The sequence below is a fragment of the Streptomyces doebereineriae genome (genome assembly GCF_031845645.1).
GTDB classification, from domain to species: domain Bacteria; phylum Actinomycetota; class Actinomycetes; order Streptomycetales; family Streptomycetaceae; genus Streptomyces; species Streptomyces canus.
In genome coordinates, this window is the sequence record NZ_JAVREZ010000003.1 from 355,394 (window position 1) to 371,987 (window position 16,594).

General features: G+C 71.8%; 18 protein-coding genes. 6 read left to right on the plus strand and 12 right to left on the minus strand.

Annotated elements, in window-relative coordinates; translation table 11 throughout:
* Positions 1-5 precede the first annotated feature (5 nt).
* Genes RNB18_RS11195 through RNB18_RS11215 form a run of 5 tightly spaced genes read left to right on the plus strand, consistent with a single transcriptional unit; the run spans position 6 to position 5,422 of the window.
* Positions 6-1,172, plus strand: coding sequence for an ADP-ribosylglycohydrolase family protein (locus RNB18_RS11195; RefSeq protein ID WP_311713962.1), 1,167 nt, complete (start codon positions 6-8; stop codon positions 1,170-1,172).
* The gene (locus RNB18_RS11200) at positions 1,160-2,518 is read left to right on the plus strand and encodes an ADP-ribosylglycohydrolase family protein (protein WP_311713963.1); all 1,359 of its coding nucleotides are present in this window, start codon (positions 1,160-1,162) and stop codon (positions 2,516-2,518) included. Before RNB18_RS11195 ends, RNB18_RS11200 begins: the two co-directional genes overlap by 13 nt.
* Positions 2,515-3,408, plus strand: coding sequence for a ribokinase (gene rbsK, locus RNB18_RS11205; protein ID WP_311713964.1), 894 nt, complete (start codon positions 2,515-2,517; stop codon positions 3,406-3,408). The genes RNB18_RS11200 and rbsK overlap by 4 nt, the downstream gene beginning before the upstream one ends.
* Positions 3,405-4,595, plus strand: a complete 1,191-nt coding sequence (locus tag RNB18_RS11210; protein WP_311713965.1) for a CaiB/BaiF CoA transferase family protein — start codon at positions 3,405-3,407, stop codon at positions 4,593-4,595. The genes rbsK and RNB18_RS11210 overlap by 4 nt, the downstream gene beginning before the upstream one ends.
* The gene (locus tag RNB18_RS11215; RefSeq protein WP_311713966.1) at positions 4,592-5,422 is read left to right on the plus strand and encodes an HpcH/HpaI aldolase/citrate lyase family protein; all 831 of its coding nucleotides are present in this window, start codon (positions 4,592-4,594) and stop codon (positions 5,420-5,422) included. Before RNB18_RS11210 ends, RNB18_RS11215 begins: the two co-directional genes overlap by 4 nt.
* Positions 5,423-5,481: 59 nt before the next feature.
* On the opposite strand, the gene lgt is transcribed toward RNB18_RS11215, so the two are convergent.
* The 11 genes from lgt to hisI form a co-directional block, all read right to left on the minus strand.
* Positions 5,482-6,414 carry a prolipoprotein diacylglyceryl transferase gene (lgt, locus tag RNB18_RS11220; RefSeq protein WP_311713967.1) on the minus strand — a complete coding sequence of 311 codons (933 nt, stop codon included), beginning with the start codon at positions 6,412-6,414 and terminating at the stop codon, positions 5,482-5,484.
* Positions 6,415-6,529: 115 nt separating this feature from the next.
* Positions 6,530-7,297 carry a DsbA family protein gene (locus RNB18_RS11225; protein WP_311713968.1) on the minus strand — a complete coding sequence of 256 codons (768 nt, stop codon included), beginning with the start codon at positions 7,295-7,297 and terminating at the stop codon, positions 6,530-6,532.
* 100 nt (positions 7,298-7,397) lie between these two features.
* Positions 7,398-8,222 (minus strand): tryptophan synthase subunit alpha, encoded by an 825-nt coding sequence (gene trpA, locus RNB18_RS11230; RefSeq protein WP_311713969.1) that lies wholly within the window; start codon positions 8,220-8,222, stop codon positions 7,398-7,400.
* Positions 8,219-9,505: a tryptophan synthase subunit beta gene (trpB, locus tag RNB18_RS11235; protein WP_311713970.1), complete on the minus strand. Its 1,287-nt coding sequence runs from the start codon at positions 9,503-9,505 to the stop codon at positions 8,219-8,221. Before trpB ends, trpA begins: the two co-directional genes overlap by 4 nt.
* A gap of 134 nt (positions 9,506-9,639) precedes the next feature.
* Complete coding sequence (trpM, locus tag RNB18_RS53655) at positions 9,640-9,807, minus strand: tryptophan biosynthesis modulator TrpM (protein WP_164932276.1); 168 nt, start codon at positions 9,805-9,807, stop codon at positions 9,640-9,642.
* Positions 9,808-9,828: 21 nt separating this feature from the next.
* Positions 9,829-10,638 carry an indole-3-glycerol phosphate synthase TrpC gene (trpC, locus tag RNB18_RS11240; protein ID WP_057618470.1) on the minus strand — a complete coding sequence of 270 codons (810 nt, stop codon included), beginning with the start codon at positions 10,636-10,638 and terminating at the stop codon, positions 9,829-9,831.
* Between the two features lie 138 nt (positions 10,639-10,776).
* Positions 10,777-11,205: a DUF2752 domain-containing protein gene (locus RNB18_RS11245; protein WP_311713971.1), complete on the minus strand. Its 429-nt coding sequence runs from the start codon at positions 11,203-11,205 to the stop codon at positions 10,777-10,779.
* A gap of 89 nt (positions 11,206-11,294) precedes the next feature.
* Positions 11,295-11,546, minus strand: coding sequence for an HGxxPAAW family protein (locus tag RNB18_RS11250; protein ID WP_062038032.1), 252 nt, complete (start codon positions 11,544-11,546; stop codon positions 11,295-11,297).
* 106 nt (positions 11,547-11,652) lie between these two features.
* Positions 11,653-12,294 carry a TIGR02234 family membrane protein gene (locus RNB18_RS11255; RefSeq protein ID WP_311713972.1) on the minus strand — a complete coding sequence of 214 codons (642 nt, stop codon included), beginning with the start codon at positions 12,292-12,294 and terminating at the stop codon, positions 11,653-11,655.
* Positions 12,295-12,365: 71 nt separating this feature from the next.
* Positions 12,366-13,844 (minus strand): anthranilate synthase component I, encoded by a 1,479-nt coding sequence (locus RNB18_RS11260; protein ID WP_311713973.1) that lies wholly within the window; start codon positions 13,842-13,844, stop codon positions 12,366-12,368.
* 11 nt (positions 13,845-13,855) lie between these two features.
* The gene (gene hisI / locus RNB18_RS11265) at positions 13,856-14,251 is read right to left on the minus strand and encodes a phosphoribosyl-AMP cyclohydrolase (RefSeq protein ID WP_311713974.1); all 396 of its coding nucleotides are present in this window, start codon (positions 14,249-14,251) and stop codon (positions 13,856-13,858) included.
* A gap of 83 nt (positions 14,252-14,334) precedes the next feature.
* On the opposite strand from hisI, the gene RNB18_RS11270 reads away from it, so the two are divergent.
* Positions 14,335-14,970: a TIGR03085 family metal-binding protein gene (locus tag RNB18_RS11270; RefSeq protein ID WP_306982870.1), complete on the plus strand. Its 636-nt coding sequence runs from the start codon at positions 14,335-14,337 to the stop codon at positions 14,968-14,970.
* Between the two features lies 1 nt (position 14,971).
* On the opposite strand, the gene RNB18_RS11275 is transcribed toward RNB18_RS11270, so the two are convergent.
* The gene (locus tag RNB18_RS11275) at positions 14,972-16,588 is read right to left on the minus strand and encodes an MFS transporter (protein WP_311713975.1); all 1,617 of its coding nucleotides are present in this window, start codon (positions 16,586-16,588) and stop codon (positions 14,972-14,974) included.
* Positions 16,589-16,594: the final 6 nt, after the last annotated feature.

Here is a 16,594-nt window from a genome sequence, read left to right on the forward strand (position 1 = left end):
CGGGCATGACGCCCAAAAACTCAGAAATCAGCCTTGAGGACCGGATCACCGGAGCCCTCGTGGGCGCGGCGGTGGGCGACGCCCTCGGCGGTCCCGTCGAGGGCTACTCCCCCGACCAGATCCTCGAACGCCACGCCGGCCGCGTCCACGGCATCGTCGGCCCCTGGAACGGCGACGCCTGGCGCACCGCCCGCCCCATCGCCCCGTACCACAAGGGTGACGGCCACGTCACCGACGACACCTTGATGACCCACGCCCTGATCAGGGTCTACGACCGGGTCCGCGACCACCTCGACGCCTACGCGATCGCCGACCACCTGGTCCCCGACCTGATGACGAACCCGCGCTGGATCCCGGAGCTGGAGGCGGAGGCGCTCCCCCTCCAGCGGATCTTCCTCGCCGAGAAATGGCTGGTCACCCGCCTCCACTACGGCCATGTCGACCCCCGAGAGGCAGGCGTCGGCAACATCGTCAACTGCGGCGCGGCGATGTACATGGCACCCGTCGGCCTGGTCAACGCGGCCAACCCGCCGGCCGCCTACACCGAGGCCCTGGACATCGCGGGCGCCCACCAGTCGTCGTACGGCCGAGAGGCGGCGGGAGTCTTCGCGGCGGCGGTCGCGGCGGCGGCGGCACCGGGCGCGACACCGGACTCCGTGGTGACGACCTGCCTCTCCCTGGCGAAGGACGGCACCCGCACCGCGATCGAGCAGGTCTGCGAAGTGGCCACCCACCACACGGACTTCGAGTCGGCACTGCTCCCTCTGCGGAAGGCGATCGCGCCCTACGACACGGTCGGCCCCGACTACCGCTCCCCCTCGCTCGGCGCCCGCCGCCCCTCCCGCCTCCACACGATCGAGGAACTCCCCATCGCCCTGGCCATGGTGCTCGTGGCCGCGGGCGACTACCGCCGAGCGGTCCTCGGCGCGGTGAACTACGGCAGGGACTGCGACTCGATCGCCACGATGGCCGGCGCCCTCGCCGGGGCCCTGGGCTCCCCGGTTCCGGACGACTGGTCCAAGACGGTCTCGGAAGCGAGCCGCCTGGACCTGTGGGAACCGGCAGCGACGCTGACAGCCGTGACCCGGGAGATCTTCGAGAGGGACGTGGCCCATCGCAGGACCCACGAGGCGGCCTTCGCGGGACTCGGAGGCCCGAGATGCTCCGACTGACCTGGGTCCAGCCGGAGGACCTCATCGGCCACGAACTCCGCCAGGCGGCCCAGGACGGCAGGGAGCCGTCGGCGATCGCGGCGAGGTGGAGAGCGGCGGGAGGCAAGAGGGCGCCGGCACGGGCGGGCGCCTCCGCGGAGCCCGCGTCCAGGTACCTGCGGCAACTGGCGGAAGATCTGCTGGACGAACTGGCGGATCTTCCCAGCGCGTTGGCGGACCACGAGCCCACCGACCTCGCGACGATCAAGGCCCGCTGCCGGGCGTGGCCGTCGCCCACTCCCGCGGCACCCCCCACGCCGGCCGGTCTGGAAGCGGCCTGGCTGGGCCGAGCGGTGGGCTGCCTCCTGGGCAAACCGGTGGAGAAGCTTCCCCTGGAAGCCATCCGTCAACTCGCCGGATCAACCGGCAACTGGCCCCTCACCACCTACTTCACGGCGAAGGGCGTCCCGGCGGACCTCCTCGCCGCCCATCCCTGGAACCGCCGCTCGGCAACCACCTCGCTCGCCGAGAACATCGACGGCATGCCCGAGGACGACGATCTCAACTACCCCCTCCTGAACCTCCTGTTGCTGCAACGCCACGGCAAGGGCTTCACCACCACGGACGTGGCCGAACTATGGCTGGCCGAGCTCCCCGCCGGCCGCACCTTCACCGCCGAACGCATCGCCTACCGCAACCTCCTCCAGGGCCTGGAACCCCCGAGAACGGCCCGCCACCGCAACCCCTTCCGCGAATGGATCGGCGCCCTCATCCGCGCGGACGTCCACGGCTGGACCAACCCCGGCGACCCGGCCGCCGCGGCCGAACAGGCCCACCGGGACGCCACCCTCACCCACACGGCGAACGGCGTCTACGCGGCGATGTTCACGGCGGCGGTGATCGCCCGGGCGACGACGACCCCCGACATCCACACCTGTCTGCGCACCGGTCTCACCGTGATCCCCCCGAACTCCCGGCTGGCGAAGGCGATCACCCACGCCGTCCAACTGGCTGAGCGGCACGACGACTTCGACGAGGTCGTGGACGAACTCCACGCCACCCACGCGGCAACCCACCACTGGGTCCACTCGATCCCCAACACCGCGCTGATCACCGCCGCCCTCACCCACGCCAACGGCGACTTCACCGGCTCCGTCTGCAGAGCGGTCGGCGGCGGCTGGGACACCGACTCCAACGGCGCCACCGCAGGCAGCATCGCCGCTCTTCTGGCCGGTTCCCCGGACAGCCTCCCCGACCGCTGGACCACTCCCCTCAAGAACCGTCTGGCCACCTCGGTCGCGGACTTCAACGGCACCGGCTTCGACACCCTGGCCCACCTCACCCACCGGGAGGCTGCTCGCCCATGACCCACATCGCCGTGCTCGGCAGCACGAACATGGACCTGGTCACCTACGTCGAAAAGGCACCCCACCGAGGAGAAACCGTCACGGGCAGAGAGTTCCGTACGATCCCCGGCGGCAAGGGCGCCAACCAGGCGATCGCCGCGGCCCGCGCCGGCGCCACCGTCTCGATGATCGGCGCGGTCGGCAACGACGGCTTCGGCACCCGGCTGCGCTCCACCCTGGAGCACTCCGGCGTGACCACCGACCACCTGCGCACCATCGAGGGCCCCTCCGGCACCGCGCACATCGTCGTGGACGACGAGGGCGGCAACGCGATCGTCGTCATCCCCGGCGCAAACGGCACCGTCGACCACCTCGCCCCCGGCGACGAGGGCCTGATCGCCTCCGCCGACGCCCTGCTCCTCCAGCTGGAGATCCCCCTGGCGGCGGTCCTCGCGGGCGCGCGGACGGCCCGCGCCCACGGCGTCCGTACGATCCTCACACCCGCCCCCGCCCGGCCCCTGCCACCCGAACTCCTCGACGCCACCGACCTGTTGGTCCCCAACGAGCACGAGGCGGCCACCCTCACCGGCCGCAGCGACCCGTTCACCGCGGGCGCCGCCCTCCTCGACCGGATCCCGCGCGTGGTGATCACCCTGGGCGCGGCGGGCAGCGTGTATCTGACCCGGGACGCCGAACCCCTCGCCGTCCCCGCCCCGCACGTCACCGCGGTGGACTCCACGGGGGCCGGCGACACATACGTGGGCGCCCTCGCCGTCGCCCTCGGCGAGGAACGGCCGATCCGGGAGGCGATGGCCTGGGCGGCCACGGCGGCCGCGCTCTCCGTCCAGCGGGAAGGCGCCTCGGCGTCGATGCCCTACCGATCCGAGATCGAGGCCCGGTACACGTCATGACGCACGCACCTCTCACCGGCCTCCGCGTTCTCGACCTGGCCACCCTGTTCGCGGGCCCGATCGCGGCCACCATGCTCGGCGACTTCGGCGCGGAGGTCGTCAAGATCGAGCACCCCACGAAACCGGACCCCTCCCGTGGCCACGGCCCCTCGAAGGACGGCATCGGCCTGTGGTGGAAAGTCCTGGGCCGCAACAAACGCACGATGACGATCGACCTCTCGAAGCGGGGCGGTCGTGCCACCTTCCTCCGCCTGGCCGAAACGGCGGACGTGGTCATCGAGAACTTCCGTCCCGGCACCCTGGAGAAATGGGACCTCGGCTGGCCGGAGCTCTCCGCCGTCAACCCCCGCCTGGTCCTCACCCGGGTCACCGGCTTCGGCCAGTTCGGCCCGTACGCCCACCGCCCCGGCTTCGGCACCCTCGCCGAGGCGATGAGCGGCTTCGCGGCGATCACCGGCGAACCGGACGCGCCCCCCGTCCTGCCACCCTTCGGCCTGGCCGACTCCATCGCGGGCCTGGCCACGGCGTACGCGGTGATGACGGCGCTCGCGGCCCGCGACAGCACCGGCGAGGGCCAGGTCGTCGACATGGCGATCATCGAACCGATCCTGACGGTCCTCGGACCGCAGCCGACCTGGTACGACCAGCTCGGCCTCGTCCAGGAACGCACCGGCAACCGCTCCGCCAACAACGCCCCGCGCAACACCTACCGCACGGCGGACGGCACCTGGGTCGCCGTCTCCACCTCGGCCCAGTCGATCGCGGAGCGCGTGATGCACCTGGTGGGCCGCCCGGAGCTGATCGACGAGCCATGGTTCGCGACCGGCGCCCAGCGGGCCGCTCACGCCGACGTCCTCGACCGGGCGGTCGGCTCCTGGATCGCCGAACGCACCCGCACCGAGGTCCTCGCGGCCTTCGAGAAGGCGGAGGCGGCGGTCGCCCCGATCCAGGACATCCGGGATGTGATGGCCGACCCGCAGTACCAGGCCCTCGACACCGTCACCACGGTCGACGACCCCGAGCTCGGCCCCCTGCGCATGCAGAACGTCCTCTTCCGGCTCTCCTCGACCCCTGGCACGATCCGCTGGGCGGGCCGCCCGCACGGCGCGGACACGGACGAGATCCTGACGGAACTTGGCCTGACCGAGGCCGAGTTGACGGCCCTGCGCACGGAGGGCGCGCTGTGAGTCCGCACCCGCTCACCTGGCTCTACGTCCCCGGCGACCGCCCGGAGACCGTCACCAAGGCCCTCGCCTCCGGCGCCGACGTCGTGGTCGTCGACCTGGAGGACGCGGTGGCCCCCGACCGCAAGCGGTACGCCCGCGAGGCGACGGCCGAACGTCTCACCGACCCGCAGCCCCTCCCGGTGCACGTCCGGGTGAACGCCCTGGACAGCCCCCTGGCGGCAGCGGACCTGGCAGCGGTCGCCGCCCTCCCGGGCATCTCCGGCCTGCGCCTGCCCAAGGTCACCGCCCCCGACCAGATCACCCACGTCGCACAGACGGCAGCCTGGGCCGAAGGAGGCGCCCCACCCCTGTACGCCCTCCTGGAGTCGGCCCTGGGCATCGAGCGCGCCTACGCCATCGCCACCGCCCACCCGGCTCTGCGCGGTATCGCCCTCGGTGAGGCAGACCTGCGAGCCGACCTGGGCGTACGACACGACAGGGGCCTGGACTGGTCCCGCTCGCGAGTGATCGTGGCGGCAAGAGCGGCGTCCCTCCCTCCCCCACCCCAGTCGGTCCACCCCGACACCCGGGATCTGGAAGGCCTCGAAGCGTCCTGCGCCCACGGCCGCGCCCTGGGTTTCCTGGGCCGAGCAGCCGTCCATCCCCGTCAGCTCCCGGTGATCGAGCGCGTCTATCTCCCCACGGCGGAGGAGATCGAGCAGGCGGAGACGGTCCTCAAGGCGGCTGAAGCCGACCGGGGGGCCCAGGCCCTCCCGAACGGCACCTTCATCGACGCGGCGGTGGTGACCCAGGCCCACCGCACGCTCTCCCTCGCCCACCGCCGCTGACATACGACGAGGGCGCCCCCGACAACTCGGGGGCGCCCTCGTCGACGTACAACCAACTCTCAGGTCTTCTTCGCCGACTCGGCCTCGTCGGTCACCTCACGGGAGTCGGCCTCGGCCCCGGCCTTCTCGGCACCGTCGGCCTTCTCAGCCTCTTCGGCCTCACCGTCGGTGGCATCGGCACCCGGCTCGACCACTTCCTCGCGGCCGGGCCGCTTCTTCGCCGACAGCACGAAGTACGTCACCGCGAGCACGAACACGACGATCGCGGTCCAGACGTTGAGCCGGACCCCGAGGATGTGGTGGGCGTCGTCGATGCGCATGTACTCGATCCAGCCGCGCCCCGTGCAGTACGCGGCGACGTACAGCGCGAAGGCCCGTCCGTGTCCCAGCTTGAAGCGGCGGTCGGCCCAGATGACGAGGAGCGCGACGCCGACGCACCACAACGACTCGTACAGGAACGTCGGGTGGTAGTAGCCCGGCACCCGGCCGTCCGTGGAGGACGTGATGTGCAGGGCCCACGGCAGGTCGGTCGGCTTGCCGTACAGCTCCTGGTTGAACCAGTTGCCCCAGCGGCCGATCGCCTGTGCGAGGGCGATACCGGGGGCGAGGGCGTCGGCCCAGGCGGGCAGCGGGATGCCCCGGCGCCGGCAGCCGATCCACGCGCCCACCGCGCCGAGCGCGATCGCACCCCAGATGCCGAGGCCGCCCTCCCAGATCTTGAAGGCGTCCACCCAGTCACGGCCCTCGCTGAAGTACAGCTCGTAGTCCGTGATCACGTGGTAGAGGCGGCCGCCGAGCAGTCCGAACGGCACGGCCCAGACCGCGATGTCGGCCACCGTGCCGACCCGTCCGCCGCGGGCGATCCAGCGTTTGTTGCCGAGCCAGACGGCAACGAAGACGCCGATGATGATGCAGAACGCATAGCCACGCAGCGGGATGGGACCGAGGTGAATCACCCCGCGCGACGGACTGGGAATGTAGGCAAGTTCCATGGCAGGGTCGACGCTACCCTGCCGGGCCGGGCCCACGGCAGGCGGCCCGGCAACGGGTCCATAACAGGCGGGTGGGAGCACCCGCCCGCCGGATTGCTCCCTGTCGGCCTCTCCTTCACCCCTTGGCAGCCGCCTCCACCTGCTGCTTCAGCTTCGCCGGCGTCATCGTCCGGTCCTGGTAGATGTTCTTGCCGTCGAGCAGCACGGTCGGGGTGCCGGAGAACCCGCCGTTGCGGAAGGCGGCCGCGGACTTGTCCACCCAGGTGTTGTGGGTGCCCTTCTCGACACAGGTGCGGAACGCGGGGGTGTCGAGCCCGTCTACCTTCTTCGCCAGTTCGAGGAGTTTCCCGTTCTCGGCGTAGTCGTCGCTGGTCTCCTCGGGCTGGTTCTCGTAGAGCACGTCGTGGTACGCCGGGAACTTCCCGGCGTCCTGGGCGCAGGCCGCGGCATTGGCCGCGTTGCGGGAGCCGGTGCCGCCCATGTTGCCGTCGATGATCGTCGCCAGGTGGTACTCGACCTTGAGCTTGCCGGACCCGGTGAGCTCGTGGATCGTCGGGCGGTACGCCGCCTCGAAGGCCTTGCAGGCCGGGCAGCGGAAGTCCTCCCAGACGACGAGCGTCGACTTGGCGCCCTCCTTGCCGACCGGGACGGCGAGGCTGTCCTGGCCGTTGGCCCCCGAGGGCACCACGACCGGGCCCGAGGCCTTGTCCTTGCCGGTGTTCGCCGCGATGACACCGATCACCGCCGCGAGACCCAGGACGCACACCACGCTCGCGCCCACGATCAGCACCCGGCGCCGCTTGTCCGCGGTCTTCTGCTTCGCGCGCTCCTCCGCCAGCCGCTCCCGGGCGGTGCGCTTTCCCTCACGGTTCTTCTCGCTCACACCCGCAGAACGAACCGGGGAGGCGCACCGCGCCTCCCCGGCCCCAGGACCACCCCTTCGAGTGACCGAATATCTCACTAAGCGATGACGGCCGGCTGGGTCACGCCTGTCGGCGCACGCCCTTCGCCAGCTCGCCCGCGAGTGCGCGGACGCCCTCCACTCCGGCCTTGTCGTCCGGCGCGTCGAGCATCCGCTTCACGAAGGCCGAACCGACGATCACGCCGTCGGCGAAGCCGGCCACCTCGGCGGCCTGCGCGGCGTTGGAGACGCCGAGCCCGACGCAGACCGGCAGGTCGGCACCGGCACCGGCGACCCGGGTCCGTTCGACCAGGTCCTGGGCCTGCGCCCCGACCGACTCACGGGTACCCGTGACGCCCATCAGCGAGGCGGCGTAGACGAATCCGCTGCCGGCCGCGGTGATCTCGGCGAGCCGCGCGTCCCTGCTGCTGGGCGCGACCACGAAGACCGTGGCGAGCGCGTGCTTCTCCGCGTGCTCCCTCCACAGCGCCGACTCCTGCACCGGCAGGTCGGGCAGGATGCAGCCCGCGCCGCCCGCCTCGGCGAGCTCGGCCGTGAAGCGCTCGACGCCGTAGCGGTCGATGGGGTTCCAGTACGTCATCACGAGCACCGGCTTGCCGGTGGCCTCGTAGGTCTCCTTGACCGTCCGCATGACGTCCGCGATCTTGACGCCGCCGCGCAGGGCGATGTCGTCGGCGGTCTGGATGACGGGTCCGTCGAGGACGGGGTCGCTGTGCGGCAGACCCACCTCGACGACATCGGCACCGCCGTCGAACGCGGCCTTGATCGCCTCGATCCCGCCGTCCACGGTCGGGAACCCGGCCGGGAGGTAGGCGATGAGCGCGGCGCGGCCCTCGGCCTTGGCACCGGCGAGGGTGTCGGACAGCAGCTGAATGTTCCCGCTCACTTGGCGTCCCCCTCGATCTCGGCGGTGTCGGCGTCCTGGTCGGCGGCGACCTGGGCGTCGGTGTCGTACAGGTCGAAGTAGCGGGCGGCCGTGTCCATGTCCTTGTCGCCGCGGCCGGACAGGTTGACGACGATCAGCCCGTCCTTGCCGAGCTCCTTGCCGACCTCCAGGGCACCGGCCAGCGCGTGGGCGCTCTCGATGGCCGGGATGATGCCCTCGGTGCGCGAGAGCAGGCGCAGGGCCTGCATCGCCGCGTCGTCGGTGACCGCGCGGTACTCGCCGCGGCCGCTGTCCTTGAGGTAGGAGTGCTCGGGGCCGATGCCCGGGTAGTCCAGACCGGCCGAGATGGAGTACGGCTCGGTGATCTGGCCCTCCTCGTCCTGGAGGACGTAGGAGCGGGAGCCGTGCAGGATGCCGGGCTCGCCCGCGGTGAGGGTCGCCGCGTGTTCGCCGGTCTCCACACCGTGCCCGGCGGGCTCGCACCCGATCAGGCGTACGCCGGTGTCCGGGATGAAGGCGTGGAACAGGCCGATGGCGTTGGAACCGCCGCCGACGCAGGCGATGGCCGCGTCGGGGAGACGGCCGGCGCGCTCCAGGAGCTGGCGGCGGGCCTCGACGCCGATCACGCGGTGGAAGTCGCGGACCATGGCCGGGAAGGGGTGCGGTCCGGCGACCGTGCCGAACAGGTAGTGCGTGTGGTCGACGTTGGCGACCCAGTCGCGGAAGGCCTCGTTGATCGCGTCCTTGAGCGTGCGGCTGCCGGACTTCACGGCGATGACCTCGGCGCCGAGCATGCGCATCCGGGCCACGTTGAGGGCCTGTCGCTGGGTGTCGATCTCGCCCATGTAGATGGTGCATTCGAGACCGAACAGCGCGCAGGCGGTGGCCGTGGCGACGCCGTGCTGACCGGCGCCCGTCTCCGCGATCACTCGGGTCTTGCCCATGCGCCTGGTGAGCAGGGCCTGGCCGAGGACGTTGTTGATCTTGTGGGAGCCGGTGTGGTTGAGGTCTTCCCGCTTCAGGAAGATCCGGGCGCCGCCCGCCTCCGCGGCGAAACGGGGGACCTCGGTGAGCGAACTCGGTCGGCCGGTGTAGTGGACCAGCAGGTCGTCGAGCTCACGGGCGAACTCGGGGTCGTGCTTGGCCTTGTCGTACTCGACGGCTACCTCGTCCACGGCGGCGACGAGGGCCTCCGGGATGAACTTGCCGCCGAACGCGCCGAAGTAGCCTTCGGCGCTGGGGATCTGACCCTCGGGGTCGGGGATGAAGAACTCGCTGGGCATGGCAATACCTCACGGTGAGTGCGTTGAAAAGACACTATTCGCCGTGGGGGCGGGGTTTGTCCGACGACGAAAGGTCGTCTGTGGCTTGTCGCGCGCACGCGACGGAGCCGCATATTCAGTACTGCCCCGCGCCCCTATAGGGCGCGCTGCCATCGACGGCCGTTCACCTGGCCGGGTTCGTCACCGATCACATACCGGACCCGACGACCGTGCACCCTGCGTGCGGGCGCGCGGCAACCACGGGGGCGGCAGCCGCGCGCGAGGCGGGCGTACCTGTCCGTGGTTGTCGTCGTGAGAGTCATCGGGGCAAGCCTAGCGAAAGATCAGCCGCGTCCGTGCCGCAGCGCCGGATGCTCGCCCGCCGCCACCAGGTCGGAGACCGCCGTCTTCGGGTCCTTGCCGGTGACCAGGGACTCGCCGACCAGGACCGCGTCGGCGCCGGCGTTGGCGTACGCGATGAGGTCGTGCGGGCCGCGGACGCCGGACTCGGCGATCTTGACGAGGTGGGCGGGGATCTCGGGGGCGACGCGCTCGAAGGTGCCGCGGTCGACCTCGAGGGTCTTGAGGTTACGCGCGTTGACGCCGATGATCTTCGCGCCGGCGTCCACCGCGCGCTCGACCTCGTCCTCGTCGTGGACCTCCACGAGCGGGGTGAGCCCGATGGACTCGGCGCGCTCGATGAGGGACTCCAGGGCGGGCTGCTCCAGGGCCGCGACGATGAGCAGCACGAGGTCGGCGCCGTAGGCCCGGGCCTCCCAGAGCTGGTACGACGTGACGATGAAGTCCTTGCGCAGGACCGGGATGTCCACGCGCGCGCGGACGGCCTCCAGGTCGGCCAGCGAGCCGCCGAAGCGGCGCTGTTCGGTGAGGACGGAGATGACGGCCGCGCCGCCCGCCTCGTAGTCCGCGGCCAGGCCCGCCGGATCGGCGATCGCGGCCAGCGCGCCCTTGGAGGGGCTGGAGCGCTTGACCTCGCAGATGACCTTGACGCCGTCGCCGCGCAGGGCGGCCACGCCGTCCTTTGCCGCGGGAGCCTTCGCCGCGCGCTCCTTGAGCTCGTCGAGGCTGACGCGCGCCTGCCGTTCCGCGAGGTCGGCACGGACTCCGTCGATGATCTCGTCGAGCACACTCACGCGAGCGGCCCCCTTCCAGACGGTCGGCAGTTCGGGCGACTGATGAAAACAAGTGGTCACTGCGATGGTATCCGCAGGAGGGCGTAGGCCTCGCATCCGGTTGACGCCGGTCCCACTACCTGGACGTTCATCAGTTGATCAAGGATGAAGCCAGCCACCGAACGGCAGGTTCCGGACAACCGTGAAGACCAGCAGCAATGTCCCCAGTGTCCACAGGTGCACCGGCCCGAGACCGAGCCGCAGCGGTCGGCCGCGCGCCGCACGGACCACCCAGACGGTCCACAGCACGGCGAAGCCCAGATAGCCCACAACGGCCATCGCGTTGTCCTGGAGGGCGGCCAGGAAGTCACCGTGGATGAACGCGTGCGCGCTGCGCAGACCGCCGCAGCCGGGGCAGTAGAGCCCGGTGATCCGGTAGAGCGGACAGACCGGGTAGTGGCCGGGCTGGTTGGGGTCCACGGTCCCCACGTACGCGAAGGCCCCGGCGACGGCCGCCAGGATTCCGCCCGGGACGGCGAGCCCGCTGAGTCGGGGTGCGCGCTGGGTGTCGGCGTTCACGCCTCGCATTGTGCACCCCGCACGGCCCCACGCACGCGTGAGGGGCGGCCCCGGCGCTCCCGCCGGGGCCGCCCGCCCCTCCACGAGGTTCTCCGCTGTCAGCTCTTGGCCTCGGCCGTCTCACGCTGCTGCGAGGTGGCGAGCGGCTTGTGGGCGTCCTTGGGCATACCCATCCCCATCGCGCTCATGATCCAGCCGACGACACCACCGATGACCACGATCGCCATACCGGCCCAGAAGCCCGCCGGCTGGGCCATCACCATGAAGGCGCCCGCGACGCAGAAACCGATGAAGGCGATAGTGACACCGGTCCAGGCGGCCGGGGTGTGACCGTGGCTGCTGCCCGCCATTGCTTGCTCCTAGGTGCTGAAGTACGTGTCTGAGCCGGACGCTCGAAGTCATTGTCCCGCACGCGAGGGCACAAGGTGATCCGGGGTCGCGCTTCGCGGGCGACCGCTACGCCCCCGTTGGGTCCTCTCCCCGGTCGAGGGCCTTCCAGATGTCCTCGGGCCGGTCGGGGTCCACAACGGCCGCCTTGCGCCGCACCCGAGGCGCCCCGTCCCGCTCGTACCGCCCGGACATCGCGGGCCAGGACCGCCCGTAGCGCAGCGCGAGCAAACCGGCGAGCAGGATCAGCGCACCCCCCACCGCCGCGACGTACGGCCAGGCGGTGTGGGAGAGAGCGGCGACCGTCGCCGACGTGTCGCCGGAGGCCTGGGCCGCCTGCTCGTCCAGCGCGGACGAATCACTCGCCCCGAACAGCGCCGCGGCGACGATCCCCGCGCCGGAGAGCGCGAGCAGCGCGGCGACCAGGAAGCGCCCGGCCTTGCGGACGGCGAAGACGGCGACGAGCGCGGCAAGGCCCACTATGGCCAGGGCGGCGGGGACGCCCGTGACGTCACTGCCCTTGGCGGTCAGGGGAAAGGCGCCGCCTGCCACGGTCGCGGTGCCCTCCGACCACTGCTGGCGGGTGGCCAGCAGCGCCACGGCGGCGCCGAGCGCGCCGCACAGCAGAGCGACGGCGAGACTCAGACGTCCGGCCCTGGCGGGTCCGGCGGCTTCGGAACGGGGGTGAGGTACAGCAGTCACGTACCCCACTATCACCCGAACCCCGGGCGAACGGGCACCCGGGGCCCCGTGAGAAGCGCCCCATTCCTCGGTGAAGGCCCCTACTTGCCGAGCCGGTTCGCCGTGTGGACCGCCCGCAGCACCGCCGCCGCCTTGTTGCGGCACTCCGTGTCCTCGGCGACCGGGTCGGAGTCGGCGACGATGCCGGCGCCGGCCTGGACGTAGGCCGTGCCGCCGCGGAGGAGGGCCGTACGGATCGCGATCGCGGTGTCGGAGTCGCCCGCGAAGTCGAGGTAGCCGACGCAGCCGCCGTACAACCCCCGCCGGGACGGCTCGAGTTCGTCGATGATCTGCATCGCGCGGGGCTTGGGGGCGCCGGAGAGGGTGCCCGCGGGGAAGCAGGCGGTCAGGACGTCGAAGGCGGTGCGGCCCTGTGCGACCTTGCCGGTGACCGTCGAGACGATGTGCATCACATGGGAGTACCGCTCGACGGACATGAAGTCGACGACCTCCACGGAGCCCGGCTCGCAGACGCGCCCCAGGTCGTTGCGGCCGAGGTCCACCAGCATCAGGTGCTCGGCGCGCTCCTTCGGGTCGGCGAGCAGCTCGTCGGCGAGGGCCTGGTCCTCCTGCGGGGTCGCCCCGCGCCACCGGGTGCCGGCGATGGGGTGGACCATGGCGTGCCCGTCCTCGACCTTGACCAGGGCCTCGGGGGACGAGCCCACGACGTCGAAGCCGTCGAAGCGGAAGAGGTACATGTACGGGGACGGGTTCGTGGCCCTCAGGACGCGGTAGACGTCCAACGCGCTTGCCGTGCACGGCGTCTCGAAGCGCTGAGAGGGGACGACCTGGAAGGCCTCCCCGGCCCGGATGCGCTCCTTGATGTCCTCGACGGCCTCCTGGAAGTCGGGGCCGCCCCAGAGCGCGGTGTACTCGGGCAGCTCGGAGGGCGGCAGGACCGCCGGGGGCTGGGCCACTGCGCGGGACAGGTCCGCCTCCATGGCGTCCAGGCGGGCCACCGCGTCCGTGTAGGCCTCGTCCACGCCGGTGTCGAGGTCGTTGTGGTTGATCGCGTTGGCGATCAGCAGGACCGAGCCCTCCCAGTGGTCCATGACGGCGAGATCGCTGGTCAGGAGCATGGTCAGCTCGGGGAGCTTCAGGTCGTCGCGCTCGCCGGGGCCGATCTTCTCCAGGCGGCGGACGATGTCGTAGCCGAGGTAGCCGACCATGCCGCCGGTGAACGGCGGCAGGCCCTCCTGGTGCGGGGTGTGCAGGGCCTCGATGGTGGCGCGCAGGGCGGCGAGCGGGTCGCCGTCGACGGGGACGCCGACCGGCGCGGTGCCGAGCCAGTGGGCCTGGCCGTCGCGTGCCGTCAGAGTCGCGGCCGAGCGCACGCCCACGAAGGAGTAACGGGACCACGAGCGGCCGTTCTCCGCGGACTCCAGCAGGAAGGTGCCGGGGCGCTCGGCGGCGAGCTTGCGGTAGAGGGCGACCGGAGTGTCGCCGTCGGCCAGGAGCTTGCGCGTGACGGGGATGACACGGCGGTCGGTGGCCAGCTTGCGGAAGGTCTCGAGGTCCATGGCGGCTGACCTTACTGATCCGAGGCGGCGGCACCGGAATCAGCGCCGTCCTTGAGGAGCACGTCCGCGTCGAAGCAGGTGCGCGCGCCGGTGTGGCAGGCGGCACCGACCTGGTCGACCTTGACCAGCACGGTGTCGGCGTCGCAGTCCAGGGCGAGGGACTTGACCCACTGGAAGTGGCCGGAGGTGTCGCCCTTGACCCAGTACTCCCGGCGGCTGCGTGACCAGTAGGTGCAGCGGCCGGTGGTCAGCGTGCGGTGCAGCGCCTCGTCGTCCATCCAGCCGAGCATGAGCACCTCACCGGTGTCGTACTGCTGGGCGATGGCGGGGACGAGCCCGTCGGCGCTGCGCTTGAGTCGCGCGGCGATCTCCGGGTCGAGATTGCTGGGTGGGGGCGTGCTGGTCATGGTTGCCATTGTGCCGCGCGTCACCGACAAGCCCGGCGCCGTGTCCACTGGGCGGACCCGTCGGGCGGCCGTAGGCTGACTGCATGTCGACTTTCGCCAAGCGTGAACGACTTCTCCTCGCCGACCTGTTGGAGGCCGAGGGTCCGGACGCCCCCACTCTCTGCGAGGGCTGGCTCACCCGCGATCTCGCGGCGCACGTGGTGGTGCGCGAGCGCCGTCCCGACGCCGCCGGCGGCCTGCTGATCAAGCAGCTCGCGTCCCGCCTGGACCGGGTGATGACCGAGTTCTCCGAGAAGCCCTACGAAGAGCTGATCCAGCTCATTCGTACGGGCCCACCGCGCTTCTCGCCGTTCCAGCTCAAGCAGGTGGAGGAGCTGTCGAACACGGTCGAGTTCTACGTCCACACCGAGGACGTCCGCCGGGCCCGCCCCGACTGGGCTCCGCGCGAACTGGACTCCGTCTTCCAGGACGCCCTGTGGTCCCGTCTGGAGCGCACCGCCCGGCTGATGGGCCGCGGCGTCCCCACCGGCCTGGTACTGCGCCGCCCGGACGGCCAGACGGCGGTCGCCCACCGCGGCACACCGGTCGTCACGGTGACCGGTGAGCCGTCGGAGCTGCTGCTGTTCCTGTACGGCCGGCAGAGCGCGGCCAAGGTGGAGCTGGACGGCGACAAGGAGGCGATCGCCAAGCTGCACGAGGCGAAGGAGCTGGGGATCTAGGTCAGGTCGGGAGCTCGGCGCGGCGCAGGTTCCGTGCGCACAGCGCGACCACCCCGCCGAGCCCGCACACCGCCGCGCTGACCACGAAGACCGGTCCGGTACCCCAGGCGCCGATGGCGGCGGCCGACAGGGGCATGCTCAGCGGTGCGAATCCGAGACTGACCAGTGAGGCGACGGCGGTGACGCGGCCCAAGTAGGCGGGATCCGCCTGCGTCTGCAACAGGGCACCGCACAAGGCACCGCTGAGCCCGGCGAGCAGTCCGATCAGCAGGGCGACCCCGACGGCCGCGAGGACCCCTGGAACGAAGGCAAGGGCACCGATCGCGACCGCCCCGCCGAGGCAGGCGTACACCATCACGTGCCCGGCGTGCGGCACGCACCCGCGCACGGCGAGCAGCAGGGAGGCGGCCCCGGCGCCGACGCCGAACCCGGCGAGCACCCAGCCCATCCCGGAGGCGCCCCAGCCACGCTCGTCGGCGAGCAGCGTCAGCCCGACGTTGAGCGGTCCTACGAACCCGAGGTCACCGAGGGCGATGGCCAGCATCAGCGGGGCGAGGACACGGTGACGGCGGATGTAGCGCAGCCCGACGACCAGGTCCTGCCAGGCAGCGCCACCAGGACCGACGGCGCCTCCCCCGGCCACCGGCTCTCCACTGCCGGCCACCGCGCCCACACGACCGCCTCGACGGCCCACCCGCCTGTCGCCCTCACCAACCACCTGACCGCCGCCCGCCCGACCACCACGTCGGCCCACCCGGCCGCCGCGCGCCGCACCACCACGACGCCCCACCTGCTTGCCACCCTCACCAGCCATCTCGCGACCGCCCGCCGCACCACCACGACAGACCACCCGTCCACCGCCCTCCCCAACCACCCGCTCGCCGCCACCCGCCATCCCCTCGTCCGCACCGGCCGCTCCACCTGCGCCCCCGCACGCAGCGCCGAAGACCGCCGTGTCCTCAGCTCCGTCGGCCGCTCCGGCTCTCTCCCCGGTCCCGTCTCCGACAGGCAGCTCCCGCAGCCGTACCGATATCAGCAGCGGCACCGACACCGCGATCAGCAACCCCGCGAAGGTGAACGCCGCCGCCGCACCTCCGACCGCCACCGCGAGTCCGCCCAGCGGTCCACCGACCACGCTCGCGAAGCGGATACCGAGGCCCCGCATGCCCTGCACACGCGCGAGTTGCCCGCGGCTCGTCACGCGCGCGGGGAGGGCTCCCACGGCCGGCAGGAACACCGCGTCGACGGTGCCGAAGACGAGGGCGAGCACGGCCAGCGGCCACAGGCCGGGGCCGGTGAGGAAGAGCAGCCCCGCCACCGCGAGCACGGCGGCACAGCGGACCGTGTCACTGATGATGACGACCCTGCGCGGCCCGAACCGGTCGGCGATCACTCCCCCGCCCAGCATGAGCACCACGCGCGGCACCGCGCTGACCGCCATCACGACGCCTGCCTGCGAGGGCGTACCGGTCCGGACGGCCGCCCAGGACAGGGCGATGTAGTTGACGCTGTCGCCGATCATCGACGCGGTGTAGCCGCCGAGCCAGCGCAGGACGTTGCCGTCACGGTGGGCGGGGGTGTCGACGGCGTCGGCCGGGGTGGTGAGCGTGGCGGTCACTGATGG

Coding starts and splice junctions, on each gene's coding strand:
- RNB18_RS11260 (WP_311713973.1), bottom strand. CDS start 13,844: ATGGACCTCGAGACCTTCCGCAAGCTGGCCACCGACCGCCGTGTCATC.
- RNB18_RS11200 (WP_311713963.1), top strand. CDS start 1,160: ATGCTCCGACTGACCTGGGTCCAGCCGGAGGACCTCATCGGCCACGAA.
- RNB18_RS11195 (WP_311713962.1), top strand. CDS start 6: ATGACGCCCAAAAACTCAGAAATCAGCCTTGAGGACCGGATCACCGGA.
- trpB (WP_311713970.1), bottom strand. CDS start 9,505: ATGCCCAGCGAGTTCTTCATCCCCGACCCCGAGGGTCAGATCCCCAGC.
- RNB18_RS11210 (WP_311713965.1), top strand. CDS start 3,405: ATGACGCACGCACCTCTCACCGGCCTCCGCGTTCTCGACCTGGCCACC.
- RNB18_RS11245 (WP_311713971.1), bottom strand. CDS start 11,205: ATGCGAGGCGTGAACGCCGACACCCAGCGCGCACCCCGACTCAGCGGG.
- RNB18_RS11250 (WP_062038032.1), bottom strand. CDS start 11,546: ATGGCGGGCAGCAGCCACGGTCACACCCCGGCCGCCTGGACCGGTGTC.
- RNB18_RS11270 (WP_306982870.1), top strand. CDS start 14,335: ATGTCGACTTTCGCCAAGCGTGAACGACTTCTCCTCGCCGACCTGTTG.
- hisI (WP_311713974.1), bottom strand. CDS start 14,251: ATGACCAGCACGCCCCCACCCAGCAATCTCGACCCGGAGATCGCCGCG.
- lgt (WP_311713967.1), bottom strand. CDS start 6,414: ATGGAACTTGCCTACATTCCCAGTCCGTCGCGCGGGGTGATTCACCTC.
- rbsK (WP_311713964.1), top strand. CDS start 2,515: ATGACCCACATCGCCGTGCTCGGCAGCACGAACATGGACCTGGTCACC.
- trpM (WP_164932276.1), bottom strand. CDS start 9,807: ATGACTCTCACGACGACAACCACGGACAGGTACGCCCGCCTCGCGCGC.